Source organism: Mesorhizobium sp. M8A.F.Ca.ET.181.01.1.1 (assembly GCF_004792025.1).
Classification (GTDB): domain Bacteria; phylum Pseudomonadota; class Alphaproteobacteria; order Rhizobiales; family Rhizobiaceae; genus Mesorhizobium.
On record NZ_SRTV01000004.1, the window covers coordinates 566,041 to 585,100 of the forward strand.

Sequence of the window (19,060 nt, forward strand, 5' to 3'; positions counted from 1 at the left end):
GATGCTGGAGGTGAGATCCCTGGGCATCGACGGGGTGCTGGAAATCGTCCCGAAGCGCCATGGCGACGCACGCGGTTTCTTCATGGAAACCTACAATGCCGAGCGCTTTTCGCAGGCCGGCATCGACCTGACTTTCGTGCAGGACAACCATTCCTATTCCGCTGCCCCGGGCGTCCTGCGCGGGCTTCACTACCAGCTTGCGCCGCGTGCCCAGGACAAGCTGCTGCGGGTCATCCGCGGCAGCATTCTCGACATCGCTGTCGATATCCGCCGCGCCTCGAAAACCTTCGGAAAATGGGTCGCCCTCGAAGTGTCGGCCGAAAAAGGCAACCAGATCCTGGTGCCGAAGGGCTTCGCGCATGGCTTCGTCACGCTCGTGCCCGACACCGAGGTGCTGTACAAGGTGACCGACACCTATTCGCCCGAGCATGATCGGTCGATCCGTTTCGACGATCCCGCCATCGGCATAGAATGGCCGTCGCTGGCCGACGGGTTCCAGCTTTCGGACAAGGACCTCAAGGCGCCGACGCTGGCTACGGCCGAGGTGTTCGCCTGATGGAGCATGTGGGGCATAAGGACGGCGGGATGAATTTTCTGGTGACGGGCGGTGCCGGCTTCATCGGTTCGGCGGTATGCCGGCATCTGTGCGCCAATCCGGCCTACCGGGTGACCAATCTCGACAAGCTGACCTATGCGGGCAACCTGGCCTCGCTGCGGCCGATCGAGAATGCCCACAATTACAGCTTCGCCCAGGCCGATATCTGTGACGAAAGGGCGGTGCTCGACATACTGCGCCGCGACGATATCGACATCGTCATGAACCTCGCCGCCGAGAGCCATGTCGACCGCTCGATCGATGGACCGGGCGCCTTCATCGAGACCAACATCGTCGGCACCTACAAGATCCTCAATGCCGCGCTCGAATACTGGCGCGGCCTGTCCGATGACAGGAAAGGCCGCTTCCGCTTCCATCACGTCTCCACCGACGAGGTGTTCGGCGACCTGCCTTTCGACGGCGGCATGTTCGTCGAGGAGACGCCCTATGCGCCGTCCTCGCCCTATTCCGCCTCGAAAGCGGCTTCGGACCATCTGGTGCGCGCCTGGCACGAGACCTACGGCCTGCCGGTCGTGCTTTCCAACTGTTCGAACAATTACGGCCCCTATCATTTCCCCGAGAAGCTGATCCCGCTCGTCATCCTCAACGCGCTCGATGAAAAGCCGCTGCCGGTCTATGGCGCCGGCGCCAATGTGCGCGACTGGCTGTTCGTCGAGGATCACGCGCGCGCCCTGGAACTCGTCGCCACGAAGGGGCATCCGGGCGAGAGCTACAATGTCGGCGGCAATTCGGAACGCACCAACCTCGCCGTCGTCGAGACGATCTGCGACCTGCTCGACACCAGGCGTCCGCGCGCGGGCGGCAGGCGCTATCGCGAGCTGATCTCCTTTGTCACCGACCGTCCCGGCCACGACCGCCGCTACGCCATCGACGCCACCAAGATAAGCCGTGAACTCGGCTGGACGCCCAGGGAGAATTTCGACAGCGGCCTTGCCAGGACCGTGGACTGGTTCCTCGACAACAAATGGTGGTGGGGACCGATCCGCGAGCAGCGCTATGCCGGCGAAAGACTGGGCGAAGCGCGCAAGGTGGGCGCGTGAGGCTCCTCGTCACCGGACGCGACGGCCAGGTCGCGGCGAGCCTGCTCGAGGCCGGCCAGGCGCGCGCGGGCGTCGAGGTCGTTGCCATCGGCCGCCCGGAGCTCGACCTGGCAAGACCCGATACCGTCATCGATGCCATCACCGCCGCCAAGCCTGACATCGTCGTGTCGGCCGCCGCTTACACGGCCGTCGACCAGGCCGAGGACGAGCCCGATCTGGCCTTTGCGGTGAACGCGACCGGCGCGGGCAAGGTGGCCGAGGCCGCGGCGCGGCTCGGCGTTCCAATCATCCATCTTTCGACCGATTATGTCTTCGACGGCAGCGCTCCCCACGCCTATGTCGAGACCGACCCGACGGCGCCGCTCGGTGTCTACGGTGCCTCCAAGCTCGCCGGCGAGCAGGCGGTGGCCGCCGCCAATCCGCGCCACCTGATCCTGCGCACCGCCTGGGTCTACAGCCCGTTCGGAAAGAATTTCGTGAAAACCATGCTGAGGCTCGCCGCCGACCGCGACGAGATTTCGGTGGTATCAGATCAATGGGGAAATCCCACATCCGCACTGGATATCGCCGACGCGATCCTGCATGCGGCCGCCATGCTGCACCGCAACAACGACGTCGCCGCGTTCGGCACCCATCATCTGGCCGGCACGGGCGAGACCAACTGGAGCGGCTTTGCCCGTCATATCCTCGACACAAGCTTGAAGTCTGGTGGTCCCTGGGCGCGGGTACGGGATATCACGACGATGGACTACCCGACCAAGGCGCGCCGCCCCGCCAATTCCCGGCTATCGAGCGCGAAATTCGCGGGCGTTTTCGCATGGACGGCGCCGGACTGGCGGGAGTCGACGGAAGAGGTGGTGCGCGGGCTGGTGGCGGGCGAGACGAGACAGATATTGAGCGCATGAACAAGCACCCATCACCCGAAAATCTGCAAGGCGCGACGCCTGACCCGCAGCCGGCCGAAGGCAGGCCAGCAAAAGCCCGCGCCAAGGCGAAGCCGGCGGCTGCAAAAGACCCCGCGACGAAGCGCACCTGCATCATGGTGCTCGGCATGCACCGCTCGGGCACCAGCGCGCTGACAAGGGCGATCAGTCTGCTCGGCGCCGAACTGCCGAAAAACATGCTTGGCGCCAATCCCTCGAACCCGGCTGGGCATTGGGAGCCGGAGCGCCTTATCGAACTGCACGACCAGATGTTGGCCGAGGCAGGAAGTAGCTGGGATGATTGGCGCGCCTTTGACCCAAGCGATTTAGGCGCGGCGCGGCTGCGTTTTTACAAAGCCGAAATAGCCCGATTGATTGACGAGGAATATGGCAGTGCGCCGCTGTTCGTCCTCAAGGAGCCCCGTATCTCGCGCTTCGTACCGCTTTACGCGGACATACTGAAACGCATGCGCATCGACGTGCGGTACGTGCTGATCGAGCGCAATCCGCTGGCTGTGGTTGCTTCCTTGGCCAACAGGGACGGATTTACGACAGGTTTCAGCTCTCTTCTTTGGTTGCGCCATGAACTGGAGGCGGAGCGCGCCACCAGGAACTATCCCCGCATCTTTGTTTCTTATGAGGCCATGCTTGGCGATTGGCGTGCGCGAATCGAGGAGATCACCAACGTTCTTAAAATCGACTGGCCACGATCAGGCATCGAATGGCAGGCATTGTTGTCCACGCACTTCTCGGCGGACCATCAGCACTTCACGGCCAGCCCGGACCTTCTTGATGCTGATCCGCGCATCGCCGACTGGGTCAAGGAGGCGTACGGGGCGCTGACGGATCTTGGTAAGAGCGGCAATGACGAAGCGGCGATGGCGCGGCTTGATGCCGTACGAGTCGCGTTTGACCGTGCAAGCTCAATCTTTGGCGATGCATCCTTCCCTGAAATGAATGTGCGCATCAAAGCGATGTCAATGGTGCAAGCGGAAGCGCAAACGCTAGCGGATCAACTCTCTCTAGAAAATGAAAAGATGGGGGCCGAGGTCGAAAGGATGCGTGCGAAGGGCATCGCGTTGGAGGCCAAATTCTCAAGGGATCTGGGGAAGGCACTGCAAGAGTCTCAGAGGACGATGGATCGAGAAAATGTGGAAGCTGAAACCCGGCAAGCGGTAGTTGCCAAGCTGCGCGCTGATATCGTCGCAAGAGATTCTGAAATTGCGCAGAAAAACTTGATTATCTCGGATGAGCAAAACAAGTTGCTGCATGCAATTGAAACAATTTCAGAGATGAAGAAAAGCAGATCGTGGAAGCTGATGGCCCCGTTTCGTGTGGCAAAAACAGTGGGGCTTTCGGCCGAGCGGTTTGTCGTAGCGAGTGGCCTGCGTAAGATGAAAAGTGCCCGCTATTTGCTAAATCGTGTGATCGTTGTTTTGAGGGACGACGGGATCATTTCTGTTTTGGAGAGAACAAGAAAGTTTATCGCGAGAAGGCGGGATGCCAAGCGGTACCAAAAGACGGATATATCTGGAACTGTGTCTTCCTTTCATTTCACAAATGAAATTGGTGCAACAAACGCTAGACGACCTCTGCCCGAACGGGATATCGCGATTCGGATGCCGCTGGCCTGGGCATCAAAGGTCGTGCTGCCGAAGAATATCGCCGTTGTAGTTCACGCATTTTACGTGGAATTGTTCCCAGAAATTCTTACGGCGCTGGAAAACATTGAGGCAGACTTCAAACTGTACGTTTCAACAACAGATGAAGAAAAAAAGCAAATTATAAGCTCCATGTGCTCAAGTCGTGGAGTGAGCAACGTAGAAATTAGAGTTTTCGAAAACAAAGGAAGAGATGTCGCCCCAAAGATTGTTGGTTTTCGCGATATCTACGTTAAGCATGATTTTTTTCTTCACTTGCACACAAAAAAATCACCGCATCTGTCTGATCTAGAGAATTGGCGGTCTTATCTGATAGGTAATCTTATTGGGTCGAAGGACATTGTTCGATCTATTTTTTCACTTTTCATGTCTGACAAAAATGTTGGGATAATATACCCTCAGCACTTTGGCCCTGTTCGAGCTATGCTTAATTGGGGGTTCGACTTCGAAGCGGCAAAAACCCTTTTGCGGCGCGCCAAATGGGACCTTAGCAAGGACAGTGTCCTGGAGTTTCCTTCTGGCTCCATGTTTTGGGGGCGGTCGGCCGCCATCAGGCCTCTTCTAGATCTAGGGCTGACGTTCGACGATTTTCCCGAAGAGGACGGTCAAGTCGACGGTACTTTGGCGCATGCGATCGAGCGCAGCTATCTACATTTTGCGGAATGCGCCGGATTTCATTGGCTAAAGATTCAGAGTGGTATTGACTCTCCATCGGAGGCGCTTCTGGCGTTGAAGAAGCCAATCGACGTCAAGCTGCTGGAGAAAATTTATGTACCACTTTTTGATGAGCCAGGACGGTCCGAGTTTTCCCTGAGTAGAAGCTACGGCGAGCTTCGTCCTTTGAGGATGACGAAGTCGAGTAACGCGAAGCCCAGAATTAACTTGCTTCTGCCCACTATAGATCCGGTGTGGATTTTTGGCGGCATATCCACCGCCTTAAAGATATTCGAGGAAATATCGTCTAAATTGTCTGATTTTGACAAGAGGATCGTGGTCCTGGATTCTCCGGTAGAAAGAAATCATTTAGAGAATTTTCCAGAATATGCGCTGGATCCTTTAGGGGGCCATGCTGTAATTTTTGATGCTTTTGATCGAGCTCTCGGCCTGGATGTTCGTAGGGATGATATATTTGTATCGACGGCTTGGTGGTCCGAATATCTTCGGACTTCAATAGCAAGTTTTCAGAAAATGGCATTTGGGCACAGCTCGGGTGCGGTGTATTTCATACAAGATTACGAGTCGAATTTTGTCCAATGGTCCTCAAGGTGGGCGATTGCAGAGTCTACATATAATTTGGCTGAGAATGTTGTCGCTCTGGTGAATTCTGAGGAGCTGTCCTCGTTTATGAATCGCAGATTTGGGTGGACAGACCAGATCGTCGTTCCTTTCCGCATCAATGAGACGATCGAGCACAAAATTAGGCCTGTCCCCAAAGAGCGGATCATCCTGTGCTATGGGAGGCCCAGTGCGGCTAGAAATTGCTTTGAAATAATCGTTGACGGCCTGTCGCTATGGCAACAGCGAAATCCTACCAGTGCCAGCAAGTGGCAGGTAGTCTTCCTTGGGGAAGATTTTGAGATGGCAAAAGTGTGGCCGGTGCAAAATAGTGCCGTTCCTGGCAAGGTCAGCCTTGAAGAATATGCTGCATATCTAAGTCGAGCGAGTGTCGGGATATCTCTGATGATATCCCCGCATCCTAGCTACCCCCCGCTGGAAATGGCTCATGCCGGACTTATCACCATCTCCAATAATTATGATACAAAGAACATCTCCGCGAGAAGTCCGAACCTAATAGGGCTTGATCACGTAACGCCCGATGCGGTCGCGGCCGCACTTGAGAAGTGCGCCCAGGCAGCTGAAGAGAATGTCGGACGCGTGGTGAAGCGAAAAGAGATACAGGAAATCCCCCTTGTCGGAAGTAGATACGACGCTGCCGAGCTTGCAGGCAGATTGCGATCATCGCTATGAATGGAGTCAAAGTGGATACATTTAATTTTCGGGGGTACGAGATTCCCATTCATCTTATGATGTTGACGGGCGGTGGCCCTGAGACATTCGAAGAAATATCGGATAAGCATTTTTTGTCTTTGAGGAAACATGTAGCTATCGAGCCAGATCAGAAGCTTCTTGAGATAGGTTGCGGTATTGGGCGCGATGCAATCCCACTCAGTTCGTTTTTGACTTCGGGGGCTTATATGGGGGTCGACATAATTCGACCGTCTATAGAGTGGTGTGCTGACCATATTTCCAAGCGGTCGCCAAATTGCGAATTTGTTCATTTTGACGTTAAGGATCAACTTCACAATCCTCATGGGACTATCACGACAAAAGAAATTTATCTCCCAGTATCAAACGAATCTGTGGATCGAATATTTCTATTCTCTGTTTTTACCCATATGTTTGAGGATGATATAATACACTATCTGAAAGAGTTCAAGAGGTCGATTAAGAAAGATGGCCTTGTCTATGCCACCACTTTCATATTCGATGATTTGATTTTGGATAAAGCACGAGAAACTAATTTGACGATATTTGATCTTCGTTTTGAGCACCAAATTTCGGACGGTTGCAGAATTAATAATCTGACTTTTCCACTTGGTGCGGTCGCCTACACATTGGATAAATGGTTGGAAATGATTAACATTGCGGGGTTCAGGCTGCGAACGTCTGTGATCCGTGGTGGTTGGTCCGGGGCTTTCGAAAATCGGCTTGATGGACAGGACGTCCTTGTGCTTGAGCCCTCATGAAGGCGAGCCGGTGGCTTTTAACTACGGTCGTTGACGCAAGATGTTCCCAAATTTACGCGGGTTGATATTCCCCCTCGTTCGCCGAGAAGTTACCGGCCGTTATCGTGGCTCCGCGTTCGGGTTGGCGTGGTCGCTGCTCAATCCGCTGTTCATGTTGGCTGTCTACACATTCGTCTTTGGTGTGGTGATGAAGTCGCGCTGGACTATTCCCGGTCAGCAAGGCGCCACTGATTCGACAGGAGAGTATGCGGTTGTCCTTTTCTGCGGATTGATCGTTTTCCAGTTCTTTGCGGAAGTGGTCTCGCTGGCACCCGGGTTGATCGTTGCTAACGCCAACTACGTCAAAAAGATCGTGTTTCCGATTCAGATCCTGCCCTTGGTTTCTGCGGGCGCGGCGTTGTTTCATGCAGCAGTCAGTCTGCTGGTGCTGCTGGTCTTCGCGTTTATCGTTTTTGGCTATATTCCGGCTACAGTCGTTTTGGCGCCATTGGTTTTCGCGCCACTGGTCGTCATGGTTCTCGGCATCGCCTGGATATTGGCGTCAATTGGCGTCTATTTCCGTGATATGAGCCAGATCGTAGCGCCTCTTGTGACCGCAACCATGTTCCTCTCGCCGGTTTTCTTCCAGAGGACCTCGCTGCCCATATGGCTACAGCCATGGCTCTCACTGAATCCGCTAGCGATTCCCGTCGAGAGTTTCCGTGACGTAGTGCTTTTTGATATAGAGCCGGATTGGTTGGCGCTTGGCAGCTATTTGCTCGCGGCGATTGCGGTCGCGTTTCTCGGCTATCAATTTTTCCAAAAGACACGCCGGGGATTTGCAGATGTCCTCTGACAAGATCGGTGCGTCGGACGTCGCTATTCGCGTGCGCGATGTGTCTAAACACTACGTCATGTTCAACCGCCCCGAGGATCGCTTCAAGCAGATGCTCGTGCCACGGTTGGAGCGGCTGATCGGGCGTCCGCCACGCCGTTATTTCCGGGATTTCGCCGCCCTATCCGGAGTCTCCTTTGAGATAGGACGCGGCGAAACTATCGGTATCATCGGCCGTAATGGCTCCGGCAAATCGACACTGCTGCAGATCATCTGTGGCACGCTGCAGCCAACCAGCGGCTCGGTCGAGGTCAATGGCCGCATCGCCGCGCTGCTGGAGCTTGGCGCTGGGTTCAATCCCGAATTCACCGGCCGCGAAAACGTCTTTCTCAATGCCTCGATCCTCGGCGTGCCGCGCAAGGAAATGGAATGGCGTTTCGACGATATCGCTCGTTTCGCCGATATAGGCCCCTTCATAGACCAGCCGGTGAAGACCTATTCGTCGGGTATGTATGTACGGTTGGCCTTCGCCACCGCAATCAATGTTGATCCCGACATCTTGGTGGTGGATGAGGCGCTCGCTGTGGGCGACGAGGCATTCCAGCGCAAATGTTTCGCCCGCATCGAGCAAATCAAGGATAAGGGCGGCACCATTCTTTTTGTCAGCCACGGTGCGTCGACCATCGTTCAGCTGTGCACGCGGGCGATGCTTATGGATGGAGGCGAACTTATCCTGGAAGGTCGGCCAAAAGCAGTGGTGGCGCAATATCAACGGTTGGTCAGCGCCAGCACGGAGGTGGCGACAGAAATTCGCACCGGGATTAAGGCGCTCCGTGCCGTTTCGCCGACCACCAGGGCAGCAGTTACTGACAATTTCGAAAACAAGCCTTCCGCCCCCGATCCTGAAAGGCCCGCCGCTTCGCCTGCCGGAGAAGCCTCCGATGCAGTCGTCGCTTTACCGATCGAGGCCGAACCGAGCGACACCGTCAGCCAGTATGCAGATTATCATGATCCCAACCTCAAGTCGAAGTCCGCAGTTTATCTCGAAGAACGGGGTGCCCGAATTCGAGACCTTCGCGTTCTGACTCTCAGTGGTGAGGGGGTGAATGTACTGCAAATGGGAAAGCGGTATGTCTTGGAATATACCGTGTTTTTTTCGTCCGATGCAAGCGAGGTCGGCTTTGAGTTTCTGTTCAAAAATGTGACAGGCTTAGTGTTGGCGGGCTCGGACACGCACAGAGTAAAAGGAGAAAGAACCAGATTCGTCAGATCTGGTTCTGAAATGACAATAAGTTTTACTTTTAACTGTGTCATGTTGCCGGGAGTATATCTCGCAAGTGCCGGTGTGCGAGGTTTGGTCAACGACGAGTTGCGTATGCTTCACAAAATTATCGAAGGCATTCTCATCCGTGTCGCCAACGAGCCAGACCTTGCAGCAATCGGCTACGCCAACTTGGACGTAACGCCGCAGGTGGCGGTGTCGTCAGCAGAACTTCCAGAGCGTTGAGTGTCTCGACGGCCCTGGATTTGGTGTGTTCGATAACATCTAGAAGCAGGTCACGTTTGCCCCCCTCAATGAGGTTCAAGGCAGCGCCCGTGACTTCATCCTCCTTCGCGTGCTCAATCCGATAGACAAATGGCCATCCAGAGGTGGAAAGGAGGTTTGTCAGCTTCCCACCTCCGCGAATCTGATCGATCGCGATGAAGGGAACCTCATTGCGCATCGCCAGAACTGCGCCATGAAAACGAGATGTGAGCACGAGATCACAAGACGAGTATAGAGCCTCAATTTCGACAGGTGCGCGACCAGAGCGGGTCAAGTGGTGCTCTATCTCAAGCGTTCTCACTTGATATTTTGTGGCCAAGCTGTCGAGCACCCGCGCCGTAAGAGCGCTAGTGCGATCGTGAAGTGAGCTCTGGGGTCCATACTCGCCTTGCTCGCCGCGGAGCACCAATCCGACAACAAGCGGTTCATTTGGTTCACGCGCTCGCTTTGGAGTGACCCGCGAAGGCGCGAGAATGGCGACGTCCTCAAAGCGCCGACCGCCTCCTTCTCTAGCCAACACGACGTCAAACGGCTGCACGTAGTTGATATGGTCTCGGCCAAAGAGGCTTATGCTGATCCCGATTTTGCTAATCGACGGAAATCGACGAATTATCGTCTCTACAATCGGATGATCTCTGATGACCGGACCGCAAACAAAAACCAACGTGGCGTAGTCGCCCTCGGCGATTTCGTCTAGCGCCACCCTTTCGCCGGAAATTTCAAACGCGGTACTCGCTGTTAGATGCCTGAAATTCAACCCCAACGCTTTCATACGGGCAGCAACACTCTGCACTGCGAATAGGTCGCCGATAGTTCCATTGTCTTTCAGCGATCCATACCAGCACAAAAGGATAGGCGGCGCTTTGGCCGCCGTGTCAGTGACTGTGGCGTGTCGGCCGCTCGGATGTGGGATGTAACGGCCGGATGGGTGCCTGCCGAAGTTGCAAAGAAATTGGTAGATGCTTCCTTCGCGAACGGCACTGTGGTCAACTTTGTGCGTAAGCTTCAAGATCGGAATCTTGGCAAGAGATACGATCTCTCTGTCTTCTTCTGAAATCGCGCCAAGCAATCGCGTCTCATAAGGTGCGAATATATGTGGGCCGCCGGCTGATATTTTCGGCACTTGGTCCCACAACACGCGAAATTTTCTGCTATTTTGATAAGCTTGGCCAAATAGGTGATGGAACCAGAAATAGTCCGGGTCAACTGCTCGGTTCTGCCAGTGTTGATGGACCAGCCGGCGCCATTCATAAGTTAGGTAGGAGGACTGGCTGGCAGCCAAAAACCATGAAGATAGCATTCGGGAAGGGGCAGGCCGCTCGAAGGCAAAGAAACCTTCTGACATGACGCTATCAAGCCACTCATCGAGAGGCTGCAGACAATAGCAGGTAGCGTCGACCCACACTCCGCCATATCTGCACAGAAGCTCGATACGCACGATATCACTATATGCCGCATCTGAAAGCGATCTGGAGAGAAGCGAATTTGGATCGCTAACATCGGGCAAAAAGTCGGCCAAATTCCCTTTGGCCAGGATTTGGATCGTCCAGCCGGGGTTCATTCTCTCCCAAGAGTTCACACATGCTTTCACGATCTGTGGCGCTGTTTCGATGCCTTGCAGCCACAGCATCCAGATAATTTTAGGTGGCATCGTTCATCCCGTTTGCGACACGCGGCCTTAGCCTGCCTTAGCAGCGTGCATCCCAGTCCTCAACCCCGACCACGCGCAGTGCACGTTCCTCATTCTCTGCGATCCGATAGGCAATACACAGACAATGACTTGCGTGGGAATGCCAACCCAAAAAAAACATCTGGCTATGCCCCGCGGCCCGCAGTATGCGATACAGCAGGCGGGGGCCGGAAATGCTACTTGGAAGTGTGACGGTCACGAATGGTTCTCGTGCTGACACTTTGCGGGTAGTCATGCCGACAGCCTGGAGTTTAGTACTGCCTAATGAATACTTCCCTGGAAGCTGTGTTCGGGCTCAGGCCACAGGTGCGGCGCGCCTTCATCATGGTCCAGGACGTGGTCATGGTCCTGGTCGCCGTGGCGCTCAGCCTTGTCCTGTCGCGGTCGGATCTTTCGTTCGGCGCGCTCTCCACGGAGGGCCTTGTCACCTGGGCCGGCATCGTTCTCATCAGCCATCTTCTGTTCAGATATTGCGGCCTCTACACCACGGTCTGGCGCTTCGCCTCGACGCCTGATTTCTTCAACATCCTGAAGAGCTGCGCGATCCTGACATTCGTGCTTTACGCCGTCTCGCTGGTCGTGCGCTTCTTCCAGCCTGTCGCGGGCCTCAACGAGCGCCAGTTCATCGTCTTTTTGCTCGTCTCCTTCACCATCATCTCGGCGCCCCGGCTGTTCTACCGCTTTCTGCGTGACGGCGCGAGCTGGGGTGTTCTGAACGGCAAGGCCGACACGGCGCGCGCCAAACAGGCCCTGTTCGTCGGGAGGCTGAGCGAGGCCGACCTGATCATTCGTTTCACGCGCACGGCGCAGCCCGCCGACCATTCCATCGTCGGCATCATGGCCACCGAGCACGGCGCACCGCTCGGCACGCGCATTCAAGGGGTTCCCGTGGTGGCGACCCGGCCGCGCCTGATCGATGTGCTGGAGGATTATGCGACCGGCACCAAGAGCCTCGATCTCCTGATCTTCGGCAGCGGCGCCGAGCATGAGATCGAGGAATATTCGGAGCTTGTCCGCGTCGCGCGTCACGGCGACATCGGGGTCGTGCAGTTCGCGGGGCTTTCGCAGCTGGGCCAGGAGGGAAAGCTCGTTCTCGATGCCGTCGAGATGGAGACGATCCTGCGCCGCCCGACGGTGGCGTCCGACATCGAGCGCATCGGCGCCTTCGTCGGCGGCAAGCGCGTCCTGGTCACGGGAGGCGCCGGCTCCATCGGCCGAACGCTGGTCAAGCGGTCGCTGGAGCTTGGGGCCGACGCCGTGCTGGTCGCCGACAATTCCGAATTCGGCATCTTTCAGTTGAGCCAGTATATCGACGAGAAGCACCATGACCGCCTCAAGGTCCGCATCGTCGATGTCGCGGACCGGCGCCAGATGACGCGTGTCGTCACCGAGTTCAAACCCGACATCCTCTTCCATGCCGCCGCGTTGAAGCACGTTCCGCTGCTGGAGGAGAACTGGGAATCGGCCATCCAGACCAATGTCTTCGGCACGCTTGTCTGCGCCGAAGTCGCCGCCAGGTGCGGCGTGGCGCAATTCGTCATGGTCTCGAGCGACAAGGCCGTCGATCCGACGTCCGTGCTTGGCATGACCAAGCGAGCCGCCGAACAGATCGTCAGCGCCTTGCATGGGACACCGGCCGGCGAGCCGGGCGGGCGCCGCCCCGCCACCAAGTTCATCGCGGTGCGCTTCGGCAACGTCTTCGGCAGCAATGGCTCGGTGGCGACCATATTCCAGGCCCAGATCGAGGCCGGCGGGCCGGTCACCATAACCGACCGGCGCATGACGCGCTATTTCATGACGGTCGCCGAGGCCGTCGATCTCGTCATCATGTCGGCCGCCGATGCCGCGTCGCGGCCGGCCGGCCAGGACTACGCCGTCTACATGCTCGACATGGGCAAGCCCGTGCCGATCCTCGAAGTGGCCGAAACGATGATCCGCATGGCGGGAAAAAGCCCCTATACGGACATCCCGATCCGCTTCACGGGCATCCGGCCGGGTGAAAAGCTGCACGAGACCCTTCACGGCGAAGACGAGGAACTGGTCGAGCTCAGCATCGCCAAGATTTTTGGCCTGAGCACCGATGTCGCGCAGTGGTCGGATGTCCAGGCAGCGCTTGCAGCGCTGCAGCAATCCATGAAGAGCCAGGACAAGGCGGCCTCGCTCACCATCCTGGCCGATCTCGACCGCACGACGAAGACAAGGGCGAACGCGCAGCACGACGCGGTCCCGAAGACGGCCGGGCAGGCGAGCTAAAGCAATTCCAGGAAAAGTGCGCAGCGGTTTTCCGTCCGGAATTGCGTGAAGGCAAAGATGAGCAATTCCAGGAAAAGTGCGCAGCGGTTTCCTCGCGCGGCAAGGCGTTTGACATCGGTGGATAAGACAGATCTGCGTATTGCCGTCCTGATGGCCACGAAGGATGGCGCCGCCTTCATCGACGAGCAGCTGCGGTCGCTGTTCGCGCAGTCGCATCCTCTGATCGACCTTTGGATATCCGACGACGGCTCCGTCGATGGCACGGTTGCCATCATCGAAGCCTGGAAGCCCCGTTGGACAAAAGGCCGGATAAATCTCGTGGAAGGGCCGCGGCAGGGCTTTGCCGCCAATTTCCGGTCGATGATCCTCGACCCGCGCATCGATGCGGATTGCTACGCCTTCAGCGACCAGGACGATGTCTGGGAGCCCGACAGGCTGGAAAGCGCCCTTGGCTGGATGCAGCCATTTGACGCGGCGCAACCGCTGATGTCCTGCTCGCGAACCGCGACCATGACCGAAACCGGGAGTCTGGTCGGCCATTCGCCGCTGTTCAGCCGTCCGCCGTCCTTCCGCAACGCGCTCGTCCAGAGCATTGCCGGCGGCAACACCATCCTGCTCAACCGCGCCGCGCGCGATCTGTTGGCCAGGGCCTCCACCCGCACCGGTTTCGTCAGCCACGATTGGTGGGCCTATCTGATTGTCACTGGTGCCGGCGGTGTCGTCCGCTACGATCCGCGGCCACTGGTACGCTACCGCCAGCATGCGGCGAATCTGGTCGGCGCCAATGTATCGTGGCGGGCACGGATCTCGCGGCTCGGCCGCCTGTTCAAGGGCCAGTTCGCGGACTGGACCGATCTCAATCTTGCCGGCCTCGCCGTCAATCGCGATCTCCTTACGAAGGACGCGCTGGCATGCCTCGACCTGTTCGCGAACGGTCGGCAAGGTAGCCTTTTCCAACGCCTGGGCGCGCTGCGCAAAAGCCGCGTCTATCGACAGACTTTTGCCGGGAGCCTTGGGCTCTATCTCGCCTTTGTGCTGGGTCGTATCTGAATATCGGGAGACCGCTTGGCGCGCTTGGTCAGCAAGGCGACCTCATGCTACGTCGACCGGATTGATGGGCTCGCTCGCGGTTGCCGCGTGAAGCCCTGGCAGGGAGCCCATCGGCCACTCATGACGACAGCCAAGAAAATCTTCGATCTCGCCGGTGCGGCTGTGCTGCTGGTGGCAACCTCTCCCATCCTGTTGCTCGCCATTCTTGCCGTCCGCGCATCATCGCCCGGTCCGGTGATTTTTTCCCAAACGCGGATTGGCCGCGAAGGCGCGCTTTTTCGCTGCCACAAATTAAGGACGATGTACCAGGGAACGCCATCCTTGCCCTCGCATGAAACCCCCGCGAGCGCCGTGACATCGGTTGGAAAGAGCTTGCGGAAATTCAAGCTCGACGAGTTGCCGCAGCTCTGGAACGTCCTTTGCGGCGAAATGAGCCTGGTCGGGCCGCGTCCCTGCCTGCCGACCCAGACGGAACTGATCGAATGCCGCAGGCGGCTGGGGGTTTTGCAGGCTCTGCCCGGAATGACGGGCTTGGCCCAGATCAGGGGCATCGACATGTCGAACCCGCGACTTCTGGCCGACACCGATGCCATCTATCTCAGGACCGCCTCGTTCTGGCTCGACCTTCGCATCCTGTTTGGGACACTCTATCGCGGCTGAGCAGGCCATGCTCCGGAAGCAGAAACCGGTCCTCGGATCAGGGTCAAACAGGAAGCCGGGGCCTTCGGAGCCGCGCCATCTCGGCCAGCCGCTCCAATGTCTCGGTTTCAGGCGCCCAGCCTTCCGAGGCAAGGAGCGAAGGGTCGCATATCTGGGTCGCGGTCAGGCTGTCCCAGAACGTCCGCTTGCCGAGCAGTATGGCGGCCGCCCGCATCGGTCCGGCCGGCATTGTCACCAGGCGCTTCGGTCTGCCGAAACCGCGGCGAAAGGCACCGATGATGGCAGCGACGGAAACCGGCGGCACGTCGCTGGCGGTATAGATCGGACGAAGCGGCTGCGAATGGCAAAGCAGATGCCACACCGCCCCCGCCGCCGATTGCGATGACAGCAGCGAGCGGTTTGCCGTCAGCGCGCCTGTCGGCATCGGCAGAGCCGTATCGGCGAGCCGCATCAGCGTCGCTAGGTTCCCTTTCATGCCGATCCCGTAGACCGGAGGCAGCCGCAATATGGCGGCGTCGGCACGGCCGTGCGAGGCATAGGCGCCCAATACGGCAATTTCTGCTTCGCGTTTCGAGCGCCCGTAGGCGTCCTGCGGTTCGGGGACTGTGTCTTCGTCGATCGTTGCGCTGGCACGCGCACCGATCACGGCCCGGATCGAGGAAAGATGGATGAACCGTCCGCTTGCCTGCGCGGCGGCGGCATGCGCCAGGCGCGCGCTCAATTGCGCATTGGCTGCCAGAAAGTCGCCTTCGGTGGCGTTGCCCTGGTCATTGTTCAGACCCGCGCAATGGACGATATCCGTAACATCCCTGGTCAGCGCCAGGAAAGCCGGGGCAGGTGCATCGAACGCCGGCATCGGCATGGCGTCGGAGCCCGCATCAAGTCTCTCCGGCTGGCGGGAGGCGAGGCGAAGCTCGACACCGGCCTGACGAAGCCGATGGACCACCTGGCGGCCGATGAAGCCCGTCGCGCCCGTAACCAGGACTTTCATTGTCTTGCCCGCACCGGTTACTGGACGACTGGCGGGGGGGCCAGGCTTTCCACCGCTGGTGGAAGGGCTTGCCTTTCCACCAGCGGTGGAAGGGCTTGGTCTTCCACCAACGCAGCTTGGCGGCCACAGGCAAGATATGTTCCCGACACCAGGAAGATCATAAAAACCGAGTCCAGAATGTCATGGCCGATCAGGATGCCCGTCATTCCGGCGGTCAGATAGGTGATCACGAGGGCGACGATCATGGTGGCGCCGAACCGCTCAACCGGATCGGCGCTGTCGCGAAGGACCCGGGCGGCATTTCTGGCGGCAACCACGAAGATCGCCGCCAGCGTCACCGCACCCAGGATTCCCGCTTGCACCAAGGCGGTCAGGAAGCCGTTGTGGAAATGATTGAAACCTTCATCCATCCCGAACTGATCCTGAAAACCCTGCTTGATCAAGAGCCGGGTGGCACCCACGCCATGTCCGAAAAATGGCATCTCCCGAAATGCCTTCAGCCCGATATCCCAAAGGGCGACGCGCGATCCCAAAGCTGTCGTGTGGTCACCATGGGTCAGCGCATCCCAGTCCGAGTGCAGAAATGCGACACGCCCCGCTATCGTCTGGGACCCGAAAACCGCGATCGTGGCTGCGATCGCGGCCAGCAGCAAAAGCACGCGAACGGCATTTCTCCCTCTCAGCTTCTGCTGGTTGATCAGCAGAACGGCGATACCGGTAATCAGCAGTGCCAGCCAGACGATGCGGGTACCGGAGTAGATGATGGCGATCGTTCCGCCGAGTGCAGCGCAGATAAGGGCGATCCTGTATCTCTCTATGCCAGACAGGGCAGCGGCCACGCAGGTCACCACTGCAAGGCAGAGGACCTCAGCGAACACGATCGCATTCCCGGCCCCGCCCTCGGCGCGTATGCCAAGCCGATATTGCTGATAGACCGCCAGCAGCAGCGCTCCAAAACAGGCAGCCATGCTGGCCACCACAATGATGCGGACGAGCGTTGTCTTTTGCGTAATGCTCCAGGTCGAATAGGAGATGGGAAAAAACAGAAAGGTGATCAGCGGAACAAGATGCCGCGCGTCCGTGACGATCGCGTGGTTGACGAGGGACGCCAGGACGTTGCTTGCGCAATAGGCACAGATCGCGATCGTCAGCGCCATCATCGCCCGGTCGACATTGAAGCGTCTTCTCTTCAAGGCGATCAACAGGACGGACCACAGGCCACCGCCATTGAACACGAAGCTGACCACCGACCCCAGGACCGGGGGAGAAAAGAAACAGAGAATGGAGAAGTAGATATTGATCCGCGAAGGCGTGAACTGCTGCCTTATGAATGAAAGCCGGTTCAATTTTCGGACCTGCTATTCTTGAGAAATTTTATGCGGCACATCATGTTTGGTGAAACCGAATGTGCTCGCTTCGAAATTGCCCATGCTCCATCACGCACTTGCCCGCTCTCGAAAAGCGTATAGCGGCTGGGTCGCTGTTTCGATAGTGCGCCCGGATCGATCGCCGCCGAAATCCGGCAGTTGGGGACCGTTGACTCCTGCAGCGTCCCCGCACAACTCTCTCACAGGCAATATTTTTCCTGCCTTTTCCCGACCGGAGGCCGTACAAGCAGAAATTTCCGGGTTTTGCCACAAGCATGGAAAATTCATTCCCGAACGAACCGCTGCCGGGCTCCTCCTGCATTGTTCTGGGCCGTTACGATCTGCTAGAACGCCCGCACGAAACACTTTGTCCAGAAGCGAAGCTTGAACCGGGCGTAAAAGGCTCGATGTTTTGACGTAGGATCTTCTGTTGCAAGGCACGAGAGAACGCTCACGGTCCATGATATCAGCGCTTACGCATCTGCAGCGGCTTGAAGCCGAGTCCATCCACATATTCCGCGAGGTCGCGGCTGCCTTCACCAAGCCGGTCATGCTTTATTCCGTCGGCAAGGATTCGTCGGTGCTGATGCATCTGGCGATGAAGGCGTTCTATCCGGCCAAGCCGCCATTCCCCTTTCTTCACGTCGACACCACCTGGAAATTTCGCGAGATGATCGCATTTCGCGATCAGATGGCCCAGAAGCTGGGTTTTGACCTTCTGGTTCATGTCAACGAAGACGGCGTGCGCGACAACATCAATCCGTTCGATCACGGTTCGAACACCCACACCCATGTGATGAAGACCGTGGCGTTGCGCCAGGCGCTCGACAAATACGGCTTCGATGCCGCCTTTGGCGGCGCCCGTCGCGACGAGGAAAAGTCGCGCGCCAAGGAGCGCATCTTCTCCTTCCGCAATGCCCAGCATGTGTGGGATCCGAAGAACCAGCGGCCCGAAATGTGGAAGATTTTCAACACGCGTATCGCGCAGGGTGAATCGATCCGCGTCTTCCCCTTGTCGAATTGGACCGAGCTCGACATCTGGCAGTACATTCTGCAGGAAAACATTCCGATCGTGCCGCTCTATTTCGCCAAGCGGCGGCCAGTCGTCGAACGCAATGGCATGTTGATCCTCAAGGACGATGATCGCATGAAGCTGCTCCCGGGCGAGGTCGTGGAGGACCGCCTGGTGCGGTTCCGTACGCTTGGCTGTTATCCGCTGACCGGCGCCATCGAATCCGACGCCGACACACTCGAAGCCATCGTTGGCGAGATGCTGACGGCACGCACGTCCGAACGGCAGGGTCGGCTGATCGACCGCGATGAAGCCGGTTCGATGGAGAAGAAGAAGCGCGAGGGGTATTTCTGACCATGCGCCACATCATGGCAAAGAGCCTCGCTCCAACGGACGGCGTCCGCGACTATCTGGCCGCGCAAGAGAAGAAGTCGCTGCTGCGCTTCCTGACCTGCGGTTCGGTCGATGATGGTAAGTCGACGTTGATCGGTCGGCTGTTGTCCGACACCAAGCAGATTTTCGAGGACCAGCTCGCCGCGCTCGAACGCGATTCGCGAAAGCACGGCACGACGGGCGACGACATCGACTTCGCGCTGCTGGTCGACGGCCTCGAGGCCGAGCGCGAGCAAGGCATCACAATCGACGTCGCCTACCGCTTCTTCGCCACGCCGAAGCGCAAGTTCATCGTCG

15 protein-coding genes are annotated in these 19,060 nt (G+C 57.8%); 12 read left to right on the forward strand and 3 right to left on the reverse strand.

Features of this window, described 5'->3' with window-relative positions; all coding sequences use genetic code 11:
• The first annotated feature begins 1 nt into the window (after position 1).
• The 7 genes from rfbC to EN824_RS18535 are packed head-to-tail and all read left to right on the forward strand — an operon-like array spanning position 2 to position 9,308.
• Positions 2-556: a dTDP-4-dehydrorhamnose 3,5-epimerase gene (rfbC, locus tag EN824_RS18505; protein WP_127281044.1), complete on the forward strand. Its 555-nt coding sequence runs from the start codon at positions 2-4 to the stop codon at positions 554-556.
• A gap of 29 nt (positions 557-585) precedes the next feature.
• Positions 586-1,656 carry a dTDP-glucose 4,6-dehydratase gene (gene rfbB / locus EN824_RS18510; RefSeq protein ID WP_135865383.1) on the forward strand — a complete coding sequence of 357 codons (1,071 nt, stop codon included), beginning with the start codon at positions 586-588 and terminating at the stop codon, positions 1,654-1,656.
• A complete protein-coding gene (rfbD, locus tag EN824_RS18515; protein ID WP_135865385.1) occupies positions 1,653-2,561 on the forward strand; it encodes a dTDP-4-dehydrorhamnose reductase in 909 nt (302 codons plus the stop codon). The genes rfbB and rfbD overlap by 4 nt, the downstream gene beginning before the upstream one ends.
• Positions 2,558-6,208 carry a rhamnan synthesis F family protein gene (locus tag EN824_RS18520; protein WP_189343690.1) on the forward strand — a complete coding sequence of 1,217 codons (3,651 nt, stop codon included), beginning with the start codon at positions 2,558-2,560 and terminating at the stop codon, positions 6,206-6,208. Before rfbD ends, EN824_RS18520 begins: the two co-directional genes overlap by 4 nt.
• Positions 6,209-6,219: 11 nt before the next feature.
• Positions 6,220-6,987, forward strand: a complete 768-nt coding sequence (locus tag EN824_RS18525) for a class I SAM-dependent methyltransferase (RefSeq protein ID WP_189522196.1) — start codon at positions 6,220-6,222, stop codon at positions 6,985-6,987.
• 40 nt (positions 6,988-7,027) lie between these two features.
• On the forward strand, positions 7,028-7,822 hold the full coding sequence (locus tag EN824_RS18530) for an ABC transporter permease (RefSeq protein WP_135865390.1): 795 nt from the start codon (positions 7,028-7,030) through the stop codon (positions 7,820-7,822).
• Positions 7,812-9,308, forward strand: coding sequence for an ABC transporter ATP-binding protein (locus tag EN824_RS18535; protein ID WP_127280410.1), 1,497 nt, complete (start codon positions 7,812-7,814; stop codon positions 9,306-9,308). The genes EN824_RS18530 and EN824_RS18535 overlap by 11 nt, the downstream gene beginning before the upstream one ends.
• On the opposite strand, the gene EN824_RS18540 is transcribed toward EN824_RS18535, so the two are convergent.
• Positions 9,205-10,998: a capsular polysaccharide synthesis protein gene (locus tag EN824_RS18540; RefSeq protein ID WP_127280411.1), complete on the reverse strand. Its 1,794-nt coding sequence runs from the start codon at positions 10,996-10,998 to the stop codon at positions 9,205-9,207. The two genes, EN824_RS18535 and EN824_RS18540, sit on opposite strands and share 104 nt — an antisense overlap.
• A 303-nt stretch (positions 10,999-11,301) precedes the next feature.
• Between EN824_RS18540 and EN824_RS18545 the strand changes: the two genes are divergently transcribed.
• The 3 genes from EN824_RS18545 (at position 11,302) to EN824_RS18555 (ending at position 15,000) form a co-directional block, all read left to right on the forward strand.
• Positions 11,302-13,290, forward strand: coding sequence for a nucleoside-diphosphate sugar epimerase/dehydratase (locus tag EN824_RS18545; protein ID WP_245511814.1), 1,989 nt, complete (start codon positions 11,302-11,304; stop codon positions 13,288-13,290).
• Positions 13,291-13,407: 117 nt separating this feature from the next.
• On the forward strand, positions 13,408-14,340 hold the full coding sequence (locus EN824_RS18550; RefSeq protein ID WP_127279447.1) for a glycosyltransferase family 2 protein: 933 nt from the start codon (positions 13,408-13,410) through the stop codon (positions 14,338-14,340).
• Positions 14,341-14,460: 120 nt separating this feature from the next.
• Positions 14,461-15,000, forward strand: coding sequence for a sugar transferase (locus EN824_RS18555; protein WP_127279446.1), 540 nt, complete (start codon positions 14,461-14,463; stop codon positions 14,998-15,000).
• A gap of 43 nt (positions 15,001-15,043) precedes the next feature.
• On the opposite strand, the gene EN824_RS18560 is transcribed toward EN824_RS18555, so the two are convergent.
• On the reverse strand, positions 15,044-15,991 hold the full coding sequence (locus tag EN824_RS18560; RefSeq protein WP_127279445.1) for an NAD-dependent epimerase/dehydratase family protein: 948 nt from the start codon (positions 15,989-15,991) through the stop codon (positions 15,044-15,046).
• A gap of 17 nt (positions 15,992-16,008) precedes the next feature.
• Positions 16,009-17,337 (reverse strand): O-antigen ligase, encoded by a 1,329-nt coding sequence (locus tag EN824_RS18565; protein WP_127279444.1) that lies wholly within the window; start codon positions 17,335-17,337, stop codon positions 16,009-16,011.
• Positions 17,338-17,818: 481 nt separating this feature from the next.
• Between EN824_RS18565 and cysD the strand changes: the two genes are divergently transcribed.
• Both cysD and EN824_RS18575 read left to right on the forward strand, forming a co-directional pair.
• Entirely contained in the window at positions 17,819-18,724 is a 906-nt protein-coding gene (gene cysD, locus EN824_RS18570) for a sulfate adenylyltransferase subunit CysD (RefSeq protein ID WP_127279443.1), read from the forward strand.
• A 2-nt stretch (positions 18,725-18,726) separates the two neighbouring features.
• Positions 18,727-19,060, forward strand: a 334-nt coding sequence (locus EN824_RS18575; RefSeq protein WP_245520776.1) for a GTP-binding protein, incomplete at its 3' end; no start/stop codon positions are given.